Here is a 24,362-nt window from a genome sequence, read left to right on the forward strand (position 1 = left end):
TTCTTGTTTAAACTTCCGCTTAAGTTGGCAGACAGTAACTTATACGAGTTATCACTGTATTTGATCTGGTTATAGCCGACATAAACACCATAACCCGTATAAAAGTTATAGTTAATCCCTGCCCTAATAATCTCGTCTGCCAGCGCGCTGTAGTTTAAATAGTTTTGTGATTCAGCATTAAGCTGATTTTCTTTCAAATATCGAATTTGCGACACCCGTGCCAAGTCAAAGTAGTTATCAAATACTTTGCGGTAGCTGGTGTTAAATGAAATATTCTTGCTAATGCGCCCTTCTAAACCAACCAGAGCCGAATAGCCATTTTCATCTTTATACTGACTTGCAGCAATGTCGGCATTAATCACCCCAACACCAAACAGGTTCTTGGCAAAGCCTGTTCCAACGTTGGAAAGACCATCTGTGGAAGCTTCTGCACCACCACTTAAGGTCAGTGAGTTGCTATAACCATAACGAATTGCACCAGAGGCAAAGGTGGCATCATCATAATCATTTGAGTACAGTCCGTAGTTATAACGCGGAACCCCAACATCGACTGAAAACTCATTTATACCTTTTGCCAAAATCTTCGATGAAAAGTAGTAAGGTTTTTTAGTAATGGTTTGCTGACCTGTTGCATCGGTGGTGACCAGTGTAACTTCATTTCCTGAAATAAACGGGAGCTGCTTAACATCAAATGGACCTGAAGGAACAAGGCCTGAATAAATCTTTTGCTGGTTAACGTATAAGTCCAGTGTAGAAGGTAGCGCCGCTGAACCGGAAAACTGTGGCAGCGCCGAAGTAACAATATCACCACGCTGAGTATAGGCACTCGACCACTGCAAACCGGCAAGACGCACACTACTGCCCCAGTCAGAACTATTGGAAATAAAATCCCCTAGGGTATATATCCTAACTTTTTCAGGGTCTACATATTGCCACTTGCTCTCTAAGCGCACCCACTTCTCGTGGCTATAACTATTTTCATTATTACCGTTGTATAAAATGCCTGATGAAAAATTACCAAGCGCACTGTTAAAAATCCCTTCTGCCGAACCTGAGAAAATACTCTCATCATTAGTAATGGTGTGGTACATGCTGTAATTCAGAATTGCAGCATTTAAAGGTTTCATTTTTAGTAAGTTGGTGTTTGTAGTCGGTTGACCAGTTAAGTCAACAGAATAGTCACTCAACATACTCGCAGGAACTTGTAAGTTTAGAGACTGCTCATTTTCCAGATACTTAAACTGGACTCCTTTCAGTTCATTAATACATACCCATTGGCTATCAGGGATATGCTCATCCATTTTCAGTCTTAAGGCTTTTAAGTCACTAGAACGAATATATAGTTTTTCATCTTTAGATTGTTTTACAGAAAACAAGTCTTCAGAGGTATTTGAATTAATAGAAATATTTAAAAATAGCTGAGTAAAAGTATGTTCTTGCTCTTGTCCATCCGTCTTTTCGTGCATATATTTATTATCGTTACTTATAGACTTAGGAACACTGGGAACCGCAGTGTTTGTATGATCTAAAAGTTGTTCAGCAAATAAATGTGCTGGAAAATATGCGACACATAAGACACCTATAATATATTTCATATAAGCCTCTTAAAGTGTGGTTTTTTTACCATTAACTGTTAGAGAAATACTGTATTTGTGATTTGGCTGATATGTAAAATTATTAATTGAGTAATTTTTTGATTTTCCGGAAAGAATATAACCATTTACGGTATTTACTTTAATCGGATAACTTTTATTCTCTGTGTTATCTACAAGAATTAAGTCATTTAAAAGTGCATGTCTGTTACCAATATTACTAATATTCAAGGAAGTATCATTTTGCTTCGCATCAATTTTCCAGTTCAGTTGGGTAATCGCATCTTTATTTACTACAAATACAGGTAATGATGAGCGAAGTAATACATTTACACCTTGAGATGCTTTACGACTATCGATAGGTTTTGGTAATTCATCAAGAATAATACGATAAGTTTTTTCACCAGAAATTGGTTCTGGCTTAATACGGACTACACGCAAATTATAAGAATCATTCGGTTTTAATTTTAAGAAAGGTGGACTAATTGCAATATCATCTGTTGGAATTAATTGATCTTGTCCAGCATTCTGAGTCCATTCAAATATACGTATTTGTAAGTCAGCACTTTCGTTCGACTGATTATATAAACTAATTGAGGACGCAGATTGATCACTCAATATTTCAACACTCACAGGAGAAAGACGTATTGAGGCAGCATTTAACATACTAGGCAAAAATAACAATAAACTTGTAGCAACAAAGATATTTTTTTTCATAACTTGCCCAGAATTACTTTTCTCAAATTAATCTAGAGCTAGCTCTTACAAAGAGCTAGCGACAACAATAAACAGAACTTATTTAAAAAATTAATAAGTCACAGTCACAGTTACTGTGTCAACATAGCTACCAGCGCTTGGCAAAGCTGAACCAGCAGGAAGACGGCCATACACGTTCACTGTTTGTACTGCACCACTACCAGTTCCACTATAAGCTGTTGTAGCAATTCCAATCGCGGTACCGCGGCCTGTATCTGAATACAAGTTATAAGGGATATATTCGTTACTTGTTGCCCCACCGATCATTCGTCGTTGAGTGGATAAAACATTTTGACCACCATCAAATGACAAAGTCCATGGCACAGTGTTGTTACAAAGGACTTTAATTGCTGTACCGCCTGTCGTTGTGGTATCTGCATCAACATTACTAGTCAGAGAACTTAAAGTACCAAAGTCCAAAACCGCATTTGTTGTGGTACCTGTTGCAGAGGTATTAAGGACACAACTATTTGTTACTGTCGCCTTAACAGTTAATGTCCCCGTTGCTGTAGCGGCATTTGCTGCATTAACAGAAATTAATGCTATAGCAAGTGCTGATAAATAAAAAAAAGTCTTTTTCATGGTCAAAACCTTTTGAATGAAATTGTCGAATTAATAGATATAAAAAAATTAACTCTTATCCTTACAATCATTTTTATTTGACTGCTCTTTTAAAGCTTATTTTTTATTCCTATTTTTAAATATCATACATAAAAATAATTAAAATGCATGAGTTTGTTATTATTTTAATTTCCAACTAACAAAATACTGTTAATAAAACTTAATTTCCAATTATAAAAAAAGACACAACACAATTACAAATAATTGATTTTTATTAACTTAAAAGAGATTCAACAATATTTACCTGTAAAAATTTAACCAAATATTTCAATCTATATTTTTATTGAATTTGGTCACATAAATCAATTTTTTAACCAAATAATTCACTTAAAATTGAAGTATTTTATTTTTTAATATATTTAAATAATACATTTAATATTAATTAAAAAACTTTCTAGTTTAAAAATACAAAATAAAGGCCTCATAAGAGACCTTTATTAAGTATTTTTAAATAATTAAACGCTTAACATACTATTTAAAGTTTCAGAAACGTTTTTAGATTTCACTTTAGGCTGTAATGCCTGCAAAGCTTGTTGTACTTGTGTACGTTGAGGCTCTGCAAGCGTATACCAGCGTGACAATACCTGTAATAAACGTGAACCTAAAATCGGGTTTTTCTCGTCAAGATATTGCGCAAGATTAATAAAGTGCGCTACACCAAAGCCCCAAGTATTTTCAGGGTTATTTGACAAGCCGCCACTTACAGCACGAATACGGTTTGGCGTCGTGAGGTCATAATCAGGATGTCGAGTTAAATACTCGATTGTTTCTGCTGTCGCATTTGGATTGGCTGCCTGAATCATAAACCATTGGTCTAAAGATAATGCTTCATCTTTAAAGCGGTTATAAAAATCAGTAAGTGCTTGCTTCGCTTGAGGCGCATTTTGCCAAACTAGTACACGTAATGCACCTAAACGTTCAGACATGTTACCTGTGTTTTGGTATTGCTCATAAGCCAATTCAAATGCAGTTTGATCGCCCTGACGAGCCATCATCATCAGCATGATATTTTTTAATGCACGAACCCCCATCGCTAAAGAAAATTCTTTTTGCAGGTCTGGGTCAAGGGTAAGGTAAGTATCTTTCCAGAAAGAACCCAACTCTTGTGCTAAACGATTCAGCAAAGCTTCACGTTTTACATGAACATCGGCTGGTACATAGTCCTGATCAATACGGCTCCCCAAGTAACCTTCACTTGGTACATCAAACAAACGAGATGCTAAAAGTGGGTCACGACCAACTAGTTCAGGTAAAGTGCTTTGAATAGCTTGAATGTACGCATCTGCAGAATGGTCTTCTAACAAAATACGTTCAAGCAAGGTTTGAGTTGCTTGCCACTGGTTAAAACCATTCGTTTCATGTTGAATTAAGAAAGCTAATTCTGCATCGGTATAGTCAAATACAAGATTTACAGGCGCAGAGAAATTACGGAGTAACGAAACAACTGGCTGTTCAGTCACACCTGTAAACTCAATGGTTGCCTCATCTTGATCAAACAAGTACACACCATCTTTAACATCATTAACGAATAAACTATCACTGTGCAATGTATATTGCTCGCCTGTTTTAGCATTAAATAGCGCTAAAGCCACAGGAATTGGAACAGCTTTTAAATTTGGATATTTAGGATGAGCTTTCAGACTTTGTTTAAAGCTTAAACGGTAAGTTTGTGCTGCTGTATCGTACTCACCTTTTGCTTCAAGCTTTGGTGTACCCGGTTGGTTATACCAAGTTAAAAATGCAGATAAATCGACACCCGAACCTGCTGATAATGCAGCAACCCAGTCCTCTACAGTCACGGCTTGTCCGTCATGACGGCGGAAGTATTCGTCTGTTCCCTTACGGTATTTTTCTTTACCAAGTAAGGTCGACATCATGCGGTTAATTTCCGCACCTTTTTCATAGACTGTCGCTGTATAGAAGTTATTAATTTCTACAAAGTGGTCTGGACGTGGTGGATGCGATAATGGACCTGCATCTTCAGGGAATTGGTGTGATTTAAGTACAGCAACATCATCAATACGTTGAACCGCAGCAGATTGTAAATCTTCCGAGAAAGACTGATCACGGAATACCGTTAAACCTTCTTTTAGACACAACTGGAACCAGTCACGGCAAGTAATACGGTTCCCTGTCCAGTTGTGGAAATACTCATGGGCAATCACCGACTGTACACGCATAATCGCTGCGTCCGTTGTGTATTCTTCATCAGCAAGTACACATGAGGTATTAAAGATATTTAAACCTTTATTTTCCATTGCCCCCATGTTGAACTGGCTCACCGCCACAATCATATAGTTGTCGAGGTCATAGGCACGGCCGTAGTGTTCTTCATCCCAACGCATTGAATGCTTTAATGCTTCCATCGCGATATGGCATTTTGGAATGTCTTTCTCAATGGCATAGATTTCTAAGGCAACATCACGTCCTTCCGAAGTCGTATAACGATCTTTCAGTACAGCTAAATCACCAATAACGCAAGCAAACAAATAGCTTGGCTTTTTAGTTGGGTCTTGCCAAATTGCAAAGTGACGGTTTTCACCCGCTTCACCTGTTTCAAGCAAGTTACCATTGGCAAGTAATACTGGATATTTTTTGTCTGCTTCTACACGAGTCGTAAAGACTGAAAGTACGTCTGGACGGTCTGGATAGAAGGTAATTTTGCGGAAGCCTTCAGGCTCGTTTTGCGTAACAAACAAATCACCAGCTTTATATAAGCCTTCAAGCTGAGTATTAGTTTCCGGATGAATAATCACTTGAGTTTGTAAAATGACTTCATCTGGTGCGTTAGTGATCACCAGTTGCTCACTATCGAGTAAATATTGTGCAGGAGTAAGCGTTTGACCATTGAGCTGAATAGATTGCAACTCAAGGTCACGGCCCAACAGCACCAAATCTCCAGCAGTTTGACGCTTCATGACTAAAGTTGAATCAACAATTGTTTTATCATCATAAACTTGAATATCAAGATTAATGGATTCAACCAAGAACGAAGGTTTTTGATAATCTTTTAAATAAACTGTTTGATCTGCCTGAACGGGAGGCTGTGCCGCAATATTCATCTTTATTCCTTATATACTTTTCGAAAACCGTAGTACGAATTTTATGAACTTGATCATACACATTCATACATACTATGTTTGCTTACCTTAATAAAATTAATGGGACTTGATTTATACATTTCAAATTAGAATCTGGTTTTATTAGCACAGATTAGACCAAAATTACGATAATCGTTGTTTATATAATCAATCTATACAATAAAAATAAAACTCCTTTCGCTTTTAACATTTTTTAGGAGCTGCTTACATTTTAGGCATGGTTCTTGCCTTAGCTCATATACCAGTATAAGTATTTCGATCAGAACAAGAGGTAGCTACTATGGAATTAAAAACTTATTTACATCGTTTAGAAAATATTAAAGCTATTCATGATCTAGATGCAGCGGGACTCGACCATCATGTGATTGCCGTGTTTTTAACTGCTGAAGGTATTTCAATGAATGCTCAGGAGGTAACAACTATCGTTAATACTTATGACGCATTAGGTAAAGTGAAATTACCAAGTAAAAAAGTACAGGCGCTTATTAATGCTAAAAAACTTGGACAACATGACGAGAGCTTACCGTGCCCTGTTTAATCTTAACTTTTAATCTCTTATGAAAACCTAAAATCAAAATAAAGATTTTAGGTTTTCTATTTTTGCACCAAACAAAAATACAATCTCAGCTATCGGCAATGCGGCTGTGTATAATAGGTCAATCATGATTGATTTAAGTGTTCGGAGCGAAATGGCCTTACAAATTCTACAGAAACAGCTAGATGAAAGTAGCCATTGCCCACTCTGCCAAGCTTCAATGTATTGGGTAGATGCCGAACAATTTGAGCAAGACATTCAGTTTCATGAATGCAGTCATTGCCAGCACCGTGTATTTAAAGACACAAAAATGACGTGTCACTGTGACCAATGCACTAAACAGAGAAAGAAACTTTTACAGCAAACCCGCCTACAAGAACAACGCCAGTTTAAGTCAAAAGACCAACCTCAGCGCAGTCTGGAGCAACTTAGTTTTTTAAATAAACTTTTTCTGCTTAGCTTGCTCGATGATTATGCACGTGACGATATTGCGCATGACGAATACATTCACTGGGACCAAATAAAATATCAACCTATTACACCCAACTGGATGTTCCAAAACCATCTCATTAAACAGCTTCATAAAGATGGGATTTTAAATGCACAGGATCAATCTGACGAACCACAGTGCTTTTATTTAAACATTCGTCTAGATGGCTATAGTGACCCAAGCTTATACAGTGTAGCCCAACAACTACGTCATTGGTTCTATGAAAACTTAAGTCTTGGTATTCCATTTCGTAGTGCCGACGAAGTGAAAGACGTCCTTTTTCAAGTGCTCTATCAAGAAATTATCCAGTTTATGCAGTTCTACTGCCGAACATGGGGTATTCAAATTGCTGGTAGCTCTAACTTTCAAACTTTTTGCTATCGTTTAATGGACTCATTGGCCATTGGTCAAATTTATTATTTGATTCAAACTGCACTCGAATATCTTTATAAACAAAAAGCTCTACAGCCACGTAATGAAAAATTTATTAATACCAATTTATTAAAGAAAACTTTAGAGCAATATCGGGAACGGGCTTTAGCAGAAAAGTGGGAAACTTCAATGTTGCCACGTCCGTACAATATTCCCTACAGTAAAATGAGTCACATTTTGTTTAACCGCTTTTTAGGTTATGACGAACACATTTTTGTACAACCTGTATGGAAAGCGTGGCGAAAAATTGAACCTCGGTTAAACTTTTACTCGGTTAAACGTTGTATGCATTGTGGTTCAAATGATTTAAGTGTTGATTATGATGCCGCAGATTATGTTTCTTTAATTTGCGAAAGATGTAAGCATCAAGATCACTATTTTACCCGTTAAATTCGTTATCTCTGGCTTATAAGGATAATCAGATGACTTCAACATCAAACCTCATAGAACAGGTGATTGAAGCTTGGCAAAACATGCAGGCACAAACGCCTCTTGTTCAGTGCATTACCAATAGCGTTGCAGCCAACTACACAGCCAATGTGTTACTGGCTTCCGGTGCCTCACCGGCAATGATTGATAATCCTTATGAAGCAGAAAGCTTTACCAAAATTTCATCAGCTTTAAGCATTAATTTGGGAACGCCAACTTCAGAGCAAATGCAAGCCATGCAAATCTCTGCCAAAACAGCACAGCTTAACAATATTCCTTGGGTACTTGATCCGGTAGGTTACGGCCCAATTTTAGCTTGGCGCAGTCAAATGACAGACGAGCTTTTACAGTTCAAGCCAAGCGTTATTCGTGGTAATGCTTCAGAAATCAGTACGCTTGCAGGCAATCAGGTTCAATCTAAAGGTGTAGACAGCACGTTAAGTAGCGATCAAGCCTATCAACAAGCTTTTTCTCTCTTAACACATGCAAGCTGTATCGCTATTTCTGGCCAGTCAGACTATATCTTGTCTCATGAAATAGATGCTGTGATTCAAGTGAACGGCGGAAGTCCTTTACAACCAAAAATTACTGCAACAGGCTGTTCTTTAGGTGCGTTAATTGCCGCATATAGCGCTGTGACAACACCAACGATTGCTGCTCTCTCAGCTCATGTTCATTTTGCAATTGCGGGTAAACTTGCAGCAAATCAAGCGCAAACCATGGGAAGCTTTAGTAGCATCTTTATGGATTATATCCATATGCTAGATGACAACCTGATTGAACAATACGCAGATATCAAACTTTTAAACATACAGGCATAACCTAAGCTATGCCTGTATCAGATTAGACTCACTTTAGAAGTAAGTAAATGTCGGTAACAAGGTCGCACTCGTTCACTTCGTGCACAAAGTTGTGATAGTGAAAGAAAACTGGATAATCCCCTGCTTCTTCTGGTTGCTCAGGTAACCAGTTTCTAAAGATGTAATACACGCTATCTTTAATCTGGTCATGGCTACCCAAATGTCTTACGGTTGCATAACGCCCCGCAGGAATTTCACCTGTCTGCACGCCGTAACTATTTTCAGGTACAGTTTTTTCAATTGAACCTGCAATATCAAACCGAAACTCATCAGATGGTGTCTGATCGGGGTCAGCAAAAGGAATACCATAAGTTCTAGACTTGGTTACGGGCGATAAACCTGTTTCTTTGCGCCAAGCAATAAAACACGCAGCTGTTTCCAAAACTTTATCGGGACTTCCTAAATGCGATAGATAGGCAATCTTTTCAGCAGGACGCTCAACAATATTTACATTCATTTTTAGCTCACTTTTTGGAATCGTAAAAACAAACTTCTGGTGCCAAGATTCCCAGTCTGGTTTATCTCTAAAAGCTCGAGGAGTTTGATCAAATGAACGCTTAAATGCACGAGTAAATGCCTCTGGACTGTCAAACCCTGCTTGTAATGCAATCTCAATAATCTTGAGATCGGGTTCAAAAGCCAGTTGAAAAGAGGCCCGCTTTAAACGAGAAAGTTGAATAAACTTCATCACATTTAAACCAATATGAATGGCAAAAATACGATGAAAATGAAACTTAGATAAGGTCGCAATCTGGCTCAATCGATCAACATCTAAATCTTCGTCTAAATGTCTTTGAATATAATCGCAAACCAGTTGCAACTTTTGTGTATATACAGCCATACATTTATGTCTGTTCATTCGATAGCACTACTTTTACATAGTGCTAATCGCTATTCTTGATCGAAATTGCGCTTTTTAGTGTTATACAACTTGCTTAAAATAATCTTCTCTTGGCATGTCGATAAGCTCAACGCACAGTTGAATTTCTTTATTAAAATCTTGCGGTAGATATTTTTTGTTGCTGAGCACCGCCAACAATTGCTCACCCATAAGCTGTTTTTGTTCAGCCTTTCTTCCCGACAAAATATACGCCTTTACATGAATATAGGCTTGATCAGCTCCTAAGCCTATTAGGAAAACATCATCTTTACGTGCACGGCTTTTAATGTCTTCTGGACTAAATAACTCTGTCTCAATCAGTGTGCTATTAATTTCTTCAAGTAATTGTTTTGCGTTTAATCCAGTTAAGTTTTCTGAATAATCGACTACTACGTGCGGCATAGCCACCTCAATTTATGTAATAAGTAATTAAGCCAATCAAACTTTATTCAATAAATAATAAAGCTAATCGAACCTGATCATATCCCATTCGAGGACTAGTTGCTTCAACAATTGGTCTTAGTTTGATCGAACCATCATCAGAAAAATGATCTGGATTCTGACGTTTTTTCAACTTCTTATAGATTTTACGGACTTCTTCGACCACTTCTTCACCCGGATGAGCAACCGAAATATCCAGCTTTTGTTCTTTATGAAGTCGAGCCAAATGGTTAATAATCGTTGCTGGTGTCAGGCCACGTTCATGCGCGATGTCTTCAATCTCGTAGCCTTCTTCAAACAAGGCACGTGTTTCATCTAGCGTTGCCGTAGCGTAATTTTGCTTGCCACCTTTTGCGAGTTTCTTCTCATTACGAGAAATCTCAGTTTCATTTAAGGTACCGCCACAATGACGAATAAAGGCTTTGTGCTGAGCCGTTAAATCTACATCTGCAAAGTTATCTTCAGCTTCAGCCGATAACTCCTGAAAACGGCGATCGGCTTTTACAGCTAAACTATCTAACTCTAAAGCTTGTTCATTAATACCTAATAACTTTAACCCTGTTAAAGATTTTAAGCGCGAAAGCGCAACATAACCTTGCCCTTTCTCAAAGGTGTTCATGAGGTTAATTTCTGCAGCTTCTAAAGTCATACCCTGACTTTTATGAATAGTAATCGCCCACGCTAAACGAAGTGGAATTTGCTGAAAACTTGCAATCACTTTGCCTGCTTCATTTTCAACTGACCATGTTTCAGGGGCAACGAGCAATGTCGTGCCATCGGTTAGTTTTACTTTCGGCAGTAAGCCATTTTCGTCATCTTCTTCAAAGCCGATAACTTCACCCAAACTACCGTTGATATATCCCATATCAAAGTTGTTTTTGACAAACATGACTTTTGCATGTTTCTTCAAGGTGAGTTCTTCTGGAGCACGAACTGAAGATTTTAAAGTTTCTACCAGTTTCTCATTACCATCTAAAACGGCATTAAATTGATGTCCTTCATTATCAATTTCATTTAAGTGCTGATAATTTATATTGTCGACATCCATATTGTGCGTATAAAGACGAGTAAAAGTCTCACCAATATCATGCGAACGCGATTGACGTAATGCGTTTAAATGATCTGCTTGAATATTTTGCGCACGAATGGCATTTAAAATCTGATTTAGAATTTCATCGTCTTGACGGTGTTGTTCTGTTAAATAACATACGCGAAATTTGGCTTCGACCCATGCATCTGACATAAAACAGAATTTGTCACGATTAGCTTCACCATTACGTCCTACAGGTGGTAACTGGAAGAAATCTCCAGCCACAATGACTTGAATGCCACCAAAAGCCTCATCACTTTCTTTAAAATATTTTAAAACCTGATTGACCAGATTGAGCTGCTTTGCATGTAGCATCGAAATTTCATCGATAACGAGAACTTGCGCATTTTCAAGGTGTTCCTTGAGATATTTACGCTCTTTCATACGTTTTAGGTCATCGTCAGTTAACTGATCTTTAATACCGATGCCCGCCCACGTATGAATGGTCATGCCATTCATATGCGTTGCCGCAATACCTGTAGATGCTGTAATGGCCACAGGTACTTTACGTGCTTTTAGATATTGGATGTACTGATTGAGTGTATAGGTTTTCCCTGCACCAGCCGAACCGGTTAAAAAAACATTTTCACCTGCTTTGAGCAGTTTAAGCGCAGTTTCCTGTTTCATAATCTCATATGTACATCTTCAACAGCCCATAGCTTAACGATTTTCCCGAAAAAATTAAATGAATGCGCCAAATTTTATATAAAGTCATTAAAAATCAATAATTAAGTCCTAGGTAATATTTGGTAGGTTTTTGGTAGGTAGGAAAATAATCTTCAGATCACAATACTAAGCCCATGGTGAGGCCCACCTGTAATAACAAACAATGGATTTATGGAAAAAGGAATCACTCCATGGCTTTTAAAAATATTGCAGATCAAACAAACGGTTTTTATATTCCTTGCGTATCACTCTTTGGACCAGGATGTGCTAAAGAAATTGGTACGAAGGCACAAAACCTCGGCGCAAAAAAAGCATTAATTGTGACCGATGAAGGCTTATTTAAATTTGGCGTTGCAGACCTTATCGCAAACTATTTAACTGAAGCAGGCGTTTCGAGCCATATTTTCCCGGGTGCAGAACCTAACCCAACCGATATTAATGTTCACAATGGCGTGAAAGCCTATAACGACAATGGCTGTGACTTTATTGTGTCTTTAGGTGGCGGTTCATCTCACGACTGTGCCAAAGGTATTGGCCTAGTTACTGCAGGCGGTGGTCATATTCGTGACTATGAAGGTATTGATAAAAGCAAAGTGCCAATGACACCACTGATTGCAGTGAACACAACGGCTGGTACTGCATCTGAAATGACTCGTTTCTGTATTATTACCAATACAGACACTCATGTAAAAATGGCAATTGTTGACTGGCGTTGTACCCCACTCATTGCAATTGACGACCCGAAACTTATGATTGCAAAACCAGCTGGTTTAACTGCTGCAACAGGTATGGATGCATTAACCCATGCAGTTGAAGCATATGTTTCTACAGCGGCAAACCCAATTACCGATGCGTGTGCAGAAAAAGCAATTACGATGATTAGCCAGTGGCTCCAACCTGCTGTCGCAAACGGCGAAAATATCGAAGCACGAGATGCGATGAGCTATGCGCAGTATTTGGCTGGTATGGCATTTAACAACGCGTCATTAGGCTATGTTCATGCCATGGCACACCAGTTGGGCGGTTTCTATAACCTACCTCACGGCGTATGTAACGCAATCTTATTACCACACGTATGTGAATTTAACTTAATTGCTTGCCCAGATCGTTACGCAAAAATCGCCGAGTTAATGGGTGTAAGAACTCACGGGTTAACAGTGATGGAAGCTGCATATGCTGCAATTGACGCCATTCGTAAACTGTCTTCATCGATTGGTATTCCATCTGGCTTAACCGAGCTTGGCGTAAAAACCGAAGACCTTGCAGTGATGGCAGATAATGCTCAAAAAGATGCATGTATGCTGACCAACCCTCGTAAAGCTAATCATGCTCAAGTTGTGGAGATTTTCAAAGCAGCACTTTAATCCTGATGTAATGGCATGTCCCTCTAGTAAGTCAAATCCCTCCGACCGTTGACTTACTTTTTTGGGGAATACTTAGCTCCAGCGGTATTCCCTTTTTTTAGAACCTATACTCCAACCTTCTCCAAACCTGATTGACAATTTACCCATTTCATTGAAGGATACTCTGCATGTCTTAATTACAATAGCCCGATAACAATGAATACATCTTTAGCTACTCAAACTTATGTTCCAGATATTTTAGGTACTGGCTACGAACAGCTTACCCTCAACTTTACTGATGATTATGAAGGTAAAGTTGTAGCCACCTTAATCCGTAAAAAAGCCGCTCAACCGACTCAAAAAGCCGTACTGTATATTCATGGTTTTTTAGATTATTTCTTTCAAACCGAAATGGCTGAGCAATTTAATGCTCATGGTTATGACTTCTATGCACTTGATTTAAGAAAATATGGGCGTTCAAAATTGCCTCATCAAATTTTCTATAATGTGCATGATTTAAATGAATACGACGCCGAAATTACCCAAGCATTAGAGATTATTGGCGAAGAGAAACATACCCAAGTCTTACTTGCTGGGCATTCGACTGGCGGTTTGACAGCAACACTTTATGCAACCCATCACCCGAATCACCCTCTTATTAAAGCACTATGGGCAAATAGTCCGTTTTACGACTTCAATTTAAGTCTAGTCGAAAAGAAATTTGGTATTCCAATGCTTAGTCGAGTAGGAAAATATCTGCCGAAAGTTAAATTTCCAAGCCAACTGAACAAATGGTACGCCACCAGTCTTCATAAAAAATATCAAGGTGAATGGGACTTCAACCTCGACTGGAAACCTGCATCTGTTTCTACAGTTCAACTCAGCTTTATTCAAGCCATTCATACGGCTCAAAAAGAGATTCATCAAGGAGTTAAGCTAAACGTTCCTGCACTGATTATGCACTCGCACCAAACTAAAAACCCTAAAAAATGGGGGCCAGATGCGACTCAAAGCGATATCATTTTAGATGTTAAAGACATTGCCAAATTTGGTAAAAAAATGAAAGGCGATATCTCTGTAGTTTCTATTCACAATGGATTGCATGACTTAGTGCTTTCGGCCCAGCCAGTACGGGAACAAGTCTATCAACAATTGTTCCAGTGGCTAGATCAAAAAATCACTTAACTGAGTTTAGGTGAGTCAAGGTATTTCACCAGCAGTTGATGCGCAGGATGTTCACTCGGTACTAACTCCATAAGGCGTTCTACCGCATCAATTGCTTCAGGAAAATGAGCTAAATGCTTAAGTAATAAATCTGTTTCTTGGGTTTTAAAAATTGCATCACTTAAGCGTGATTCAAGACAGTCACGCCATGCACATAAAAACGGACTTTCCGTTTTTGCCAGAAACACACCTGTGTAAAGCTGCAAAGCAGAAGCAGCATATCCCGCATCTAATGCTTGTTCAGCTTGTAAAAAATCGGCTTCAACATGTACAAGTAAGCGATATGGACGTGAACCAAGCAAACCGCCCAAAATATCGCGTAGTTGAGACATTTCAGCTTTAAGCGTACCCATGCTGACTTTACGTTCACCATACAGTGCCTGATAAAGATGCTCTAAAGTTAAACCATGTGGACATAGTGCCAATATGGTTAAAATTTCAATTTGACGCGGCGTTAATAACAGACTTTTGCCATTAAATTTAACTTGTGGTGTCGAAAAAGCACGAATATGTAATTGCTGGCGCTGCTGCTCTAGCAAAGCGGATTGAATAATGGATGCACAACGTTCAGCAGCCAATATTCCTAAACTATTATGATTCTTCCAAGTGGTTGATAAATCAACAACCCCTAGAGTTTGTTTTGAGTATGGATCGATAATCGGCGCAGCATAACACACCCAATCATGAATCGATTCCATGTAATGTTCGTTTGAAAAAACACAGCTTGATTGTTGAGTTTTTAAAGATAAAGCCAAGGCATTGGTGCCCACAAATTCTTCCCGCCACTGCCCACCCTGCACAAAATGCACACGCTCAGCTGCACTTTGCATTTGAGCACTTGTTGCCGTCCAGATAATCGTACTGCCAATATCACCGACAGCAATCACCATTGAAGATTGCTCTGCAATATGACGTAAGTCGTCGGCACATTGGCTTAAGGCCATATCTAAAGCGTTTTGTGAAGCAGTTTTTTTCTCGACCAATGGAGCAGCAAAACGTTCTTTAGGAATCGCAGCAGAAGCTGATCGTTCCCACGAGCTTGCAATACTTTGGCCGAGTTTGGCAGCATTCTGAGGAGAGAGACTATTTTGCGTGCGCAGTTGATCAATCAACGTCCGTTGCTGCAATAAATCCTTTTTTGTGAACATTTGTAAATTCCTTATATATCCACATTTCTATTCCAACCTTTCTCCAACCTTCTTCTTTATATCCTAATTATACAAAGTACGAAAGTACCTACTGACAGGGTTCTTGTTAGTCTTTAGTCCTAAAAAGCAAAGGAATATTTATATGCGCTATATCGATCCAAATCAACCAGGCTCAAAAGTTCAATTTAAATCACAATACGAAAATTTTATTGGCGGTGAATGGGTAGCACCTGTAAAGGGTGCGTATTTTGACAACGTATCTCCTGTTGACGGAAAAGCTTTTACACGTATTCCACGCTCTAGTGCCGAAGATATTGAGCTCGCTCTAGATGCAGCGCACAAAGCAAAAGCAACATGGAATAAAGCATCACCAACGGTACGCTCAAATATCCTTTTAAAAATTGCTGATCGTTTAGAAGCAAATCTTGAAATGCTTGCTGTTGCAGAAACTTGGGATAACGGTAAAGCAGTCCGTGAAACTTTAGCAGCTGACCTTCCGCTTGCGATTGACCATTTCCGTTATTTCGCTGGATGTATTCGTGCTCAAGAAGGTGGTATCTCTGAAATTGATGAAGATACTATTGCATATCATTTCCACGAACCACTCGGTGTAGTGGGCCAAATCATTCCGTGGAACTTCCCGATTTTGATGGCAGCATGGAAACTTGCTCCTGCTCTAGCGGCTGGTAACTGTGTGGTGATTAAGCCAGCTGAGCAAACTCCAGTAGGTATTTTGTTAGTGGCTGAACTGATTCAAGACATTTTACCGCCGGGTGTTCTTAATATTGTCAATGGTTTCGGTTCAGAAGTCGGCCGCCCATTAGCGACAAACCCACGTATTGCAAAAATCGCATTCACAGGTTCAACTCAAACTGGACAAATGGTGATGCAATATGCGACCGAAAATATTATTCCAGTTACCTTAGAACTTGGCGGTAAGTCACCAAACCTTTTCTTTGAAGATATCTTGGACAAAGAAGATGACTTCTTAGAAAAAACGCTTGAAGGTTTTGCCATGTTTGCCTTAAACCAAGGTGAAGTATGTACTTGCCCTTCTCGTGCTTTAGTACAAGAAAGCATTGCTGATCAGTTCTTAGAGATGGCAGTCGAGCGCGTAAAACGTATTAAAACCGGTCATCCACTTGATACTGAAACGATGATTGGTGCTCAAGCATCTCTACAACAACAAGAGAAAATCTTACGTTGTATTAACACTGGTCGTGAAGAAGGCGCAGAGCTCTTACTTGGCGGTAGCGGCCGTAAAGAAGTAGGCGATGGTTACTATGTCGATCCGACTATTTTTAAAGGTCACAACAGCATGCAAGTTTTCCAAGAAGAAATTTTTGGACCTGTACTTGCTGTGACAACGTTCAAAGACTTTGACGATGCAATTAAAATTGCCAATGACACCATGTATGGTTTAGGTGCAGGCGTATGGTCACGTTCAGCTCACATTTCTTATCGTGCAGGTCGTGCTATTGAAGCGGGCCGTGTTTGGACAAACTGCTACAACATCTACCCTGCACATGCTGCATTTGGTGGTTACAAAAAGTCTGGTATTGGCCGAGAAAACCATAAGATGATGCTAGATCACTATCAACAAACTAAAAACTTGTTGGTGAGTTATTCAACTAAGCCAATGGGCTTCTTCTAAGTTTCGCACCAAGTTGATACCAAACTATCAACACTAGAAAGAAGTAAGATGACTAATTATATAAGAAGCCAGTAATTTAGATTGCTGGCTTCTTTATTTACGATTGTTAAGCTTGAATTTTTATCATGCAGAATAAAAAAGCTTCATCTACTCTCTGAAGTGCTTCATTTAGGCATTGCTTTTGCATTGATTCATACAAATCCACTCGCAGGAGTATTGTATGAATCACCCAGAAACAGCTTCCGTCATTTCTTCAAGCACAGAAGTCTCATCAGCAGAATATTTTGCTCAGCGTCAACTCAAACAAGGTACGGTTGGTTGGTTACTCCTGATTGGTTTAGGTGTAGCTTATGTGATATCAGGTGATTTTGCCGGCTGGAACTTTGGTATTGCTCAGGGTGGTTGGGGTGGCATGTTTATTGCCACTGCTCTCGCTGCGCTTATGTACTTATGCCTGTGTCTTTCTATGTCAGAAATGTCCACCATGATGCCTACAGCAGGTGGCGGTTATAGTTTTGCACGTGCTGCCTTTGGCCCTTTTGGAGGCTATTTAACAGGAACAGCCATTTTAATTGAATACGCAATTGCCCCTGCGGCAATTGCTGTATTTATTGGTGGTTATTGCGAATCTCTATTTGGCATTAATGGCTGGATGATTTATCTCGCCTGCTACGCCATTTTTATGGGCATACATCTTAAAGGTGCCGGTGAAGCTTTAAAAATCATGTTCGCAATTACCCTTGTCGCTGCTGTTGCTCTTGTTGTATTTATTGTGGCAATGATTCCACACTTTAATGCACAAAATTTATTTGATATTCCAGTTGGTACAGGTGTAGGCGCAAGCAGTTTTCTACCTCATGGCTATTTAGGCATCTGGGCCGCAGTTCCCTTTGCAATCTGGTTTTTCCTTGCAGTTGAAGGTGTGCCATTAGCAGCCGAAGAAGCAAAAGATCCAGCTAAATCTCTTCCACGCGGTTTAATCGGTGCAATGCTCATATTAACGGCATTTGCTATGCTCATTTTATTCTTGGGTGCGGGCGCAGCAGGTGCAAGTACTTTGCAAAACTCAGGTGCTCCCCTCGTAGATGCTCTGGTTAAAGTTTATGGCACCAACACTTGGCTTGCGACTTTCGTAAACTTTGTCGGTTTAGCTGGTTTAATCGCGAGTTTCTTTTCAATCATCTATGCCTATTCGCGTCAAATTTTTGCACTCTCTCGTGCTGGTTACTTACCGACGTCACTCTCTTTAACCAATAAAAATAAAGCGCCTTATCTGGCAATTATTATTCCGGGCATTATTGGATTCTTGCTTTCACTCACCAAAGAAGGTGATTCACTGATTTTAATAGCGGTTTTTGGTGCCACCATTTCTTATGTGTTGATTCTTTTGTCCCACATCAAACTACGCCTCTCTAAACCCGACATGCCTCGTCCTTATAAAACTCCTGGGGGAATCGTTACTTCAAGTATTGCGCTAGTCCTAGCGGTCGCTGCTGTCGTTGCGGGCTTTGTTGTTAATCCGAAAGTTTGGTTTATTGCTGCCGCTATTTATGTCGTATTTATTGCTTACTTTTTATTCTATAGCCGTTATCATTTAGTTAAAGGTACACCAGAAGAAGAGTTTGCAAATATTAAAGCCGCAGAACAAGAACTATAAAAAGGATGTAAATATGAGTTATCGCAATATTGTCGCCAATCAACAGTATCACTTTGCCGATTTGAAGACCTTGATGGCGAAAGCTACGCCGCTACGTTCAGGAGATGAATTAGCAGGTGTAGCTGCCAGAGATGCAACCGAGCATGTTGCGGCACAAATGACTTTGGCCGATGTACCACTTAAAACCTTTTTAAATGAGGTTGTGGTGGATTACGAAACCGATGAAATTACACGACTGATTATTGATGAACATGATCTGGCAGCCTTTGCCCCTATTTCACACTTTACAGTAGGTGATTTCCGAAATTGGTTACTTGGAGAAGAAGCAACTGCCCAAAGTTTAAAAGCATTAGCATCGGGCTTAACTCCAGAAATGGTAGCTGCTGTCAGCAAAATTATGCGCAATCAAGATTTAATTTATATCGCCAGCAAATGTGAAGTAGTTACCCAGTTTCGTAACACCATTGGTTTAAAAGGTCATCTTTCTACCCGTTTACAACCTAATCACCCTACCGATGATGTACTCGGTATTTCTGCCAGTATTTTAGATGGTTTGATGTATGGTAATGGTGATGCCGTGATTGGTATCAATCCAGCGACGGATAACCTACATAATTTGTCAGAGCTACTAAAACTACTTGACCATGTCATTCAGGAATATCAAATTCCGACGCAATCTTGTGTACTTACCCATATCAGCTCAGGCATTCAACTGGCTGAAAAAAATGTGCCTATTGATTTAATGTTTCAATCAATCGCTGGTACCCAGCTGGCAAACGAAGGATTTGGAATTTCACTCGATTTACTACAAGAAGGATATGAAGCCACACTCGCACTCAAGCGTGGAACCATTGGAAACAACGTTATGTACTTTGAAACTGGTCAAGGCAGTGCCTTATCCAGTAATGCACATCACGGCGTTGACCAGCAAACATTAGAAACACGGGCTTATGCAGTGGCCCGTAAATACAATCCGCTTTTAGTGAATACAGTCGTTGGCTTTATTGGTCCCGAATATCTTTTTAACGGTAAACAAATTATACGTGCAGGACTAGAAGACCACTTCTGCGGCAAGTTACTTGGTGTGCCAATGGGCTGCGACATTTGTTACACCAACCATGCCGATGCTGACCAAAATGATATGGATGTTCTACTTACTCTGTTTGGCGCTGCGGGCATTAACTTTATTATGGGAATTCCAGGTTCAGATGATGTCATGCTCAATTATCAAACGACCTCGTTCCATGATGCCCTCTATTTAAGACAACTCCTCGGTTTAAAACCCGCTCCTGAGTTTTCAGCTTGGCTTGAACAACAAGGTATTTTTAAACAGCAAAACTCTCAAATTTGTTGGGCAGATCACATGCCTGACCAATTCTCTCGTCTGCTCATGAACTAGGGAGAACGCCATGAAACTGAAGCGTGATATTCAATATCCATCTTCTACTCATCAAGACCAGTGGGAAAAACTCAAACAGTTTACCGATGCCCGTATTGCTCTGGGCCGTGCAGGTTGTAGCATCCCTACACAAGCCTTACTTGAGTTTCAGTTGTCTCATGCACAAGCAAAAGATGCGGTTTATCAAGATATGCATGTTTCCTATTTATCTGAGCAATTAGCGCAAAGACAGCTACAAAGTCTTCATGTCCACAGCAACGCACCTAATAAGGAAGTCTATCTTAAACGTCCAGATTTAGGTCGTCAGCTTTCAGATCAATCAAAAGAAACCTTAATTAAGAAGTATGCAGAAAATCCGCAACAATACGATGTTTGTATTGTGGTTGGTGATGGACTCTCAGCAAGAGCGATTGAAGCGAATGCCATTCCATTCATTACCGCGCTAAGTGAACAAATTCAGCAAGAAAACTGGACTCTTGCACCCATTGCACTGGCAACAGGCAGTCGGGTTGCTTTAGGTGATGAGGTTGCTGAAATCTTTAAAGCATCCATGCTTGTTATGCTCATTGGTGAGCGCCCAGGTTTAAGCTCTCCTGATAGTATGGGAATTTACTACACGTGGAATGCATATTCAGGCTGCCTCGACGCCAAACGTAATTGTATTTCCAATGTCCGCTCAGCAGGCTTAAGTATTCCTGTTGCAGTACAAAGGTTACTGGCACTCATGAAAAAGTCAAAACAACTTGGCTTTTCAGGCGTTAATTTAAAAGATGAACATCAACTTACAGATATATGCCTTGAGACAACTCAAAAGCTATTATTTTAAAAGATGGAATATGCAAACAGATTCACTCAAAATAGGTAATCGTTTGCATAACAACATTATCTTAACGAAAAATATCAATTTTCAGGTATTGACGATTTATACAGATATTTTCTTCTTTATATTTATCGCTATACTCCACCTATTGATCTTCTATGAATCATTTGTATGAGCACAACAAACGCCTTCCCAAAAACTATTTATGCCATTCAGCATCTTGCTTTCGAAGACTTAGGTTCATTAGAAGATGTCTTTTATCAACTTGGCTTCCGCGTCCGTTATTTTGAAGCGGGTGTAGATGATTTAACTGCTGCTTTTGCACACGATGGATTAACTATTATTTTAGGTGGTCCAATCGGAGTTTATGAAACTGAAGATTATCCATTTTTAAAAGATGAAATTGCTTTGCTTAAACAACGCTTGGCAGCGGATAAACCTACACTTGGTATTTGTTTGGGTGCACAGTTAATTGCTCATGCACTTGGTGCAAAAGTATATGCCGGTCATCAAAAAGAAATTGGTTGGAGCCCACTGAGCTTAAGTTTACGCCCTAATCAGGTATTATCTCCTTTACTTAATAATGTTCATGTCCTACATTGGCATGGTGATACTTTCGATCTTCCTGAAAATGCTGCCCTTTTGGCTAGCTCAGATATTTATACCAATCAGGCATTTGAAGTTGGCAATAATATTCTCGCGTTGCAGTTCCATATTGAAACTACTGAAGAACATTTTGAAAAATGGCTTATTGGCCATACATGTGAACTTCGTAGTGCCAATATTTCAATTCAGACACTTCGTGAAGAAAATAAAAAATATGCTCAAAACCTCGAACATGCTGCTTTTGAAGTAATTCAAAAATTCTTAAAAAGAATTGGTTATAGTACCTAAATGAAGTGGTTTCTAATGCTTCATGATTATTATTTTTTAACACTTGGTATTTTATGATTATTTTTTAAACAAAAAAACTTTATATTTTATTTTTAGAAACATTTCAGAAAAATTTCAGTGTATTATTAATTTGTAACATAAAATATACGCTGATTTACTATGGATATCTGGAAGTTTATTAAAAGCTTTAATACGGTTAATACTTATTTAATGCTTTCAACTATGCTTCTTCTATTATTAGTTCTTTATTTTTATGTGATTAGTCCTACCTAAGCTTGTTTGCCAAGGAAGCGAAATCATAAAGAAAAAGAATATTATGATGAGAAGACCTCCGAAAAAAAGCCCAACCTTATAGTTGGGCTTTTTTAATATTTTCTATTTACTCACAACATGTTTATCGTCTTGTGAAAAAGCAAGAAATAATCAATCTCTGCTATCTACTCACAACATGTTGTTCGTCTTGCGAAAAAGTAAGAGATAATTAATCTCGACTAACTACTCACAACATGTTGTTCGTCTTGCGAAAAAGTAAGAGATAATCAATCTCTTACTTTTTCTCAGGTTTGAAGCTGTCCTTCAAATCAAGAATGCGGTTAAAGACTGGTTTTTCAGGTGAATGATCATGTTGATCAGCAACAAAATAACCTTCACGTTCAAATTGGAAACGATCTTCAGGACTCGCTTGAGCTAAAGCAGGCTCAATCACAGCCTGTACCACTTTCAACGATTCTGGATTAAGGTTTGCCAAGAAGTCATCATCTGCGTCAGGTGCTGCTTCAGTAAATAAACGATCATAAATACGCACCTCAGCAGGAATGCCTTTTGTCGCAGATACCCAGTGAATTACGCCTTTTACTTTACGGCCTTCAGGGTTCTTACCTAAAGTTTCAGGGTCAATTGAACACTTCAATTCAACCACTTCACCATTTGCATCCTTAATAACTTCATTACACTTGATGACGTAAGCATGGCGTAAACGCACTTCCCCATCAGGTGTTAAGCGCTTAAAGCCTTTAGGAGGTACTTCTTCAAAGTCTTTGCGGTCAATATAGATTTCCTTGGTTAAAGGAATTACACGGTCACCCATATCCACGTTAGGATGGCGAGCATGTGCAAGATCCATATCTTCTGGTAAATTGGTCAAAGTCACTTTAAGTGGGCTTAAAACAGCCATGCCACGCGCAGCAGTATTTTCTAAAGATTGACGAATGCAGAACTCAAGCATTGCAACATCAACAATACCGTCAGTTTTAGACACACCTACACGTTTACAGAAATCACGTAAGCCCTCTGGCGTAAAGCCACGACGGCGCATACCTACAACTGTTGGCATACGTGGGTCATCCCAACCGTTTACATAACCACCTTCAACCAGCTTACGCAATTTACGTTTAGAGGTAATCGTATAGTCTACGTTCAAACGAGAAGATTCATATTGGTGTGGAACAGATTTAGATTTAACCTTTTCAACAATCCAATCATAAAATGGGCGGTGATCTTGGAACTCCAATGTGCAAAGTGAATGTGTGATTCCTTCAATTGCATCAGACAATGGATGAGCATAATCATACATTGGGTAGATTTTCCATTTGTCACCAGTTTGGTGATGCTCTGAATGCAAAACACGATACAAAATCGGGTCACGCATGTGCACGTTCGGGCTTGCCATATCAATTTTGGCACGTAGAACTGCTTCACCTTCTTTGAGTTCACCACTGCGCATTTGTTCAAAGCGAGCAAGATTCTCTTCTACAGAAGCATCACGATATGGCGAGTTTTTACCTGGCTCGACAAAATTACCGCGATTTAACTTAATTTCTTCAGGAGATTGCAAATCAACATAAGCATCACCTTGCTCAATTAACTGAATTGCCCATGCATAAAGCTGATCAAAATAACCAGAAGCATAGCGTGGTTCACCATTCCAGTTAAAACCAAGCCATTTCACGTCATTGGCAATACCATCAACATATTCTTGTTCTTCTGCATCTGGGTTTGTGTCGTCAAACCGTAAATTACAAAGGCCATTAAACTCTTCAGCAACACCAAAGTTTAGACAGATTGCTTTTACGTGACCAATATGTAAATAACCATTTGGTTCTGGCGGAAAACGCGTTACGATTTGTTTTGCACGTCCGGCAGCCAAATCATCAGTAATGACTTGGCGAACAAAATCTAATCCAGCCTGTTGTTCTTGCTGCGCAGAATCGACAGAGGCATGAGTATTCGGTGTCGGGTTGTTTGGCAGGTTCGAGACAACATCATTAGGCTTCATAGTGTATCAATCACTTCTTTGTAGATAAAATTTCGAAAAAATAAACGCTATCTTC

At 39.2% G+C, this 24,362-nt stretch carries 18 protein-coding genes and 1 pseudogene; 10 read left to right on the forward strand and 9 right to left on the reverse strand.

Annotated elements, in window-relative coordinates:
• From ACLCEG_RS05650 to pepN, 4 genes and pseudogenes are all read right to left on the reverse strand, one after another.
• Positions 1-1,595, reverse strand: a pseudogene (locus tag ACLCEG_RS05650) (fimbrial biogenesis outer membrane usher protein); the annotation flags it as partial.
• 9 nt (positions 1,596-1,604) lie between these two features.
• Positions 1,605-2,309 (reverse strand): molecular chaperone, encoded by a 705-nt coding sequence (locus ACLCEG_RS05655; RefSeq protein WP_410566569.1) that lies wholly within the window; start codon positions 2,307-2,309, stop codon positions 1,605-1,607.
• A gap of 90 nt (positions 2,310-2,399) precedes the next feature.
• Positions 2,400-2,936 (reverse strand): spore coat U domain-containing protein, encoded by a 537-nt coding sequence (locus tag ACLCEG_RS05660; RefSeq protein ID WP_199983325.1) that lies wholly within the window; start codon positions 2,934-2,936, stop codon positions 2,400-2,402.
• Positions 2,937-3,424: 488 nt separating this feature from the next.
• On the reverse strand, positions 3,425-6,031 hold the full coding sequence (gene pepN, locus ACLCEG_RS05665; protein ID WP_410566571.1) for an aminopeptidase N: 2,607 nt from the start codon (positions 6,029-6,031) through the stop codon (positions 3,425-3,427).
• 319 nt (positions 6,032-6,350) lie between these two features.
• On the opposite strand from pepN, the gene ACLCEG_RS05670 reads away from it, so the two are divergent.
• The 3 genes from ACLCEG_RS05670 (at position 6,351) to thiM (ending at position 8,777) form a co-directional block, all read left to right on the forward strand.
• Positions 6,351-6,608 carry a hypothetical protein gene (locus ACLCEG_RS05670; RefSeq protein WP_410566573.1) on the forward strand — a complete coding sequence of 86 codons (258 nt, stop codon included), beginning with the start codon at positions 6,351-6,353 and terminating at the stop codon, positions 6,606-6,608.
• Positions 6,609-6,759: 151 nt separating this feature from the next.
• Positions 6,760-7,917 carry a hypothetical protein gene (locus tag ACLCEG_RS05675; protein WP_410566575.1) on the forward strand — a complete coding sequence of 386 codons (1,158 nt, stop codon included), beginning with the start codon at positions 6,760-6,762 and terminating at the stop codon, positions 7,915-7,917.
• A 32-nt stretch (positions 7,918-7,949) separates the two neighbouring features.
• On the forward strand, positions 7,950-8,777 hold the full coding sequence (thiM, locus tag ACLCEG_RS05680) for a hydroxyethylthiazole kinase (RefSeq protein ID WP_410566577.1): 828 nt from the start codon (positions 7,950-7,952) through the stop codon (positions 8,775-8,777).
• A 28-nt stretch (positions 8,778-8,805) separates the two neighbouring features.
• Here the strand turns inward: thiM and ACLCEG_RS05685 are convergent, their stop codons facing one another.
• The 3 genes from ACLCEG_RS05685 to ACLCEG_RS05695 all read right to left on the reverse strand — a co-directional run bounded on the left by ACLCEG_RS05685 (position 8,806) and on the right by ACLCEG_RS05695 (position 11,854).
• Positions 8,806-9,657 carry a GyrI-like domain-containing protein gene (locus tag ACLCEG_RS05685; RefSeq protein WP_410567275.1) on the reverse strand — a complete coding sequence of 284 codons (852 nt, stop codon included), beginning with the start codon at positions 9,655-9,657 and terminating at the stop codon, positions 8,806-8,808.
• A gap of 81 nt (positions 9,658-9,738) precedes the next feature.
• The gene (locus ACLCEG_RS05690) at positions 9,739-10,098 is read right to left on the reverse strand and encodes a 5-carboxymethyl-2-hydroxymuconate Delta-isomerase (RefSeq protein ID WP_200002119.1); all 360 of its coding nucleotides are present in this window, start codon (positions 10,096-10,098) and stop codon (positions 9,739-9,741) included.
• Positions 10,099-10,141: 43 nt separating this feature from the next.
• Positions 10,142-11,854 (reverse strand): AAA family ATPase, encoded by a 1,713-nt coding sequence (locus ACLCEG_RS05695; protein ID WP_410566579.1) that lies wholly within the window; start codon positions 11,852-11,854, stop codon positions 10,142-10,144.
• A gap of 230 nt (positions 11,855-12,084) precedes the next feature.
• On the opposite strand from ACLCEG_RS05695, the gene ACLCEG_RS05700 reads away from it, so the two are divergent.
• Both ACLCEG_RS05700 and ACLCEG_RS05705 read left to right on the forward strand, forming a co-directional pair.
• A complete protein-coding gene (locus ACLCEG_RS05700; RefSeq protein WP_134261781.1) occupies positions 12,085-13,257 on the forward strand; it encodes an iron-containing alcohol dehydrogenase in 1,173 nt (390 codons plus the stop codon).
• Positions 13,258-13,452: 195 nt separating this feature from the next.
• On the forward strand, positions 13,453-14,421 hold the full coding sequence (locus ACLCEG_RS05705; protein WP_410566581.1) for an alpha/beta hydrolase: 969 nt from the start codon (positions 13,453-13,455) through the stop codon (positions 14,419-14,421).
• Here the strand turns inward: ACLCEG_RS05705 and ACLCEG_RS05710 are convergent.
• Positions 14,418-15,608 (reverse strand): helix-turn-helix domain-containing protein, encoded by a 1,191-nt coding sequence (locus ACLCEG_RS05710; RefSeq protein WP_151683429.1) that lies wholly within the window; start codon positions 15,606-15,608, stop codon positions 14,418-14,420. The genes ACLCEG_RS05705 and ACLCEG_RS05710 overlap by 4 nt on opposite strands.
• Before the next feature lie 142 nt (positions 15,609-15,750).
• Here ACLCEG_RS05710 and ACLCEG_RS05715 point away from each other — a divergent pair, with 142 nt between their 5' ends.
• The 5 genes from ACLCEG_RS05715 (at position 15,751) to ACLCEG_RS05735 (ending at position 22,032) form a co-directional block, all read left to right on the forward strand.
• Positions 15,751-17,262, forward strand: coding sequence for an aldehyde dehydrogenase family protein (locus ACLCEG_RS05715; RefSeq protein WP_191110550.1), 1,512 nt, complete (start codon positions 15,751-15,753; stop codon positions 17,260-17,262).
• 220 nt (positions 17,263-17,482) lie between these two features.
• Positions 17,483-18,919, forward strand: a complete 1,437-nt coding sequence (eat, locus tag ACLCEG_RS05720; RefSeq protein WP_410566583.1) for an ethanolamine permease — start codon at positions 17,483-17,485, stop codon at positions 18,917-18,919.
• Positions 18,920-18,932: 13 nt separating this feature from the next.
• On the forward strand, positions 18,933-20,318 hold the full coding sequence (locus ACLCEG_RS05725) for an ethanolamine ammonia-lyase subunit EutB (protein ID WP_410566585.1): 1,386 nt from the start codon (positions 18,933-18,935) through the stop codon (positions 20,316-20,318).
• A gap of 10 nt (positions 20,319-20,328) precedes the next feature.
• Positions 20,329-21,144, forward strand: a complete 816-nt coding sequence (gene eutC / locus ACLCEG_RS05730) for an ethanolamine ammonia-lyase subunit EutC (RefSeq protein ID WP_410566587.1) — start codon at positions 20,329-20,331, stop codon at positions 21,142-21,144.
• A 165-nt stretch (positions 21,145-21,309) separates the two neighbouring features.
• A complete protein-coding gene (locus tag ACLCEG_RS05735; protein ID WP_410566589.1) occupies positions 21,310-22,032 on the forward strand; it encodes a glutamine amidotransferase in 723 nt (240 codons plus the stop codon).
• 547 nt (positions 22,033-22,579) lie between these two features.
• Here the strand turns inward: ACLCEG_RS05735 and ACLCEG_RS05740 are convergent.
• Positions 22,580-24,307, reverse strand: coding sequence for a glutamine--tRNA ligase/YqeY domain fusion protein (locus ACLCEG_RS05740; RefSeq protein ID WP_410566591.1), 1,728 nt, complete (start codon positions 24,305-24,307; stop codon positions 22,580-22,582).
• Positions 24,308-24,362 lie beyond the last annotated feature (55 nt).

Source organism: Acinetobacter sp. H1(2024), assembly GCF_046557555.1.
In the GTDB taxonomy this organism is placed as follows: domain Bacteria; phylum Pseudomonadota; class Gammaproteobacteria; order Pseudomonadales; family Moraxellaceae; genus Acinetobacter; species Acinetobacter seifertii.

Excerpts from the sequence above, each read along its gene's own strand:
- ACLCEG_RS05655 (WP_410566569.1), bottom strand. The coding sequence starts at position 2,309 with ATGAAAAAAAATATCTTTGTTGCTACAAGTTTATTGTTATTTTTGCCT.
- pepN (WP_410566571.1), bottom strand. The coding sequence starts at position 6,031 with ATGAATATTGCGGCACAGCCTCCCGTTCAGGCAGATCAAACAGTTTAT.
- ACLCEG_RS05670 (WP_410566573.1), top strand. The coding sequence starts at position 6,351 with ATGGAATTAAAAACTTATTTACATCGTTTAGAAAATATTAAAGCTATT.
- ACLCEG_RS05675 (WP_410566575.1), top strand. The coding sequence starts at position 6,760 with ATGGCCTTACAAATTCTACAGAAACAGCTAGATGAAAGTAGCCATTGC.
- thiM (WP_410566577.1), top strand. The coding sequence starts at position 7,950 with ATGACTTCAACATCAAACCTCATAGAACAGGTGATTGAAGCTTGGCAA.
- ACLCEG_RS05685 (WP_410567275.1), bottom strand. The coding sequence starts at position 9,657 with ATGGCTGTATATACACAAAAGTTGCAACTGGTTTGCGATTATATTCAA.
- ACLCEG_RS05690 (WP_200002119.1), bottom strand. The coding sequence starts at position 10,098 with ATGCCGCACGTAGTAGTCGATTATTCAGAAAACTTAACTGGATTAAAC.
- ACLCEG_RS05695 (WP_410566579.1), bottom strand. The coding sequence starts at position 11,854 with ATGAAACAGGAAACTGCGCTTAAACTGCTCAAAGCAGGTGAAAATGTT.
- ACLCEG_RS05700 (WP_134261781.1), top strand. The coding sequence starts at position 12,085 with ATGGCTTTTAAAAATATTGCAGATCAAACAAACGGTTTTTATATTCCT.
- ACLCEG_RS05705 (WP_410566581.1), top strand. The coding sequence starts at position 13,453 with ATGAATACATCTTTAGCTACTCAAACTTATGTTCCAGATATTTTAGGT.
- ACLCEG_RS05710 (WP_151683429.1), bottom strand. The coding sequence starts at position 15,608 with ATGTTCACAAAAAAGGATTTATTGCAGCAACGGACGTTGATTGATCAA.
- ACLCEG_RS05715 (WP_191110550.1), top strand. The coding sequence starts at position 15,751 with ATGCGCTATATCGATCCAAATCAACCAGGCTCAAAAGTTCAATTTAAA.
- eat (WP_410566583.1), top strand. The coding sequence starts at position 17,483 with ATGAATCACCCAGAAACAGCTTCCGTCATTTCTTCAAGCACAGAAGTC.
- ACLCEG_RS05725 (WP_410566585.1), top strand. The coding sequence starts at position 18,933 with ATGAGTTATCGCAATATTGTCGCCAATCAACAGTATCACTTTGCCGAT.
- eutC (WP_410566587.1), top strand. The coding sequence starts at position 20,329 with ATGAAACTGAAGCGTGATATTCAATATCCATCTTCTACTCATCAAGAC.
- ACLCEG_RS05735 (WP_410566589.1), top strand. The coding sequence starts at position 21,310 with ATGAGCACAACAAACGCCTTCCCAAAAACTATTTATGCCATTCAGCAT.
- ACLCEG_RS05740 (WP_410566591.1), bottom strand. The coding sequence starts at position 24,307 with ATGAAGCCTAATGATGTTGTCTCGAACCTGCCAAACAACCCGACACCG.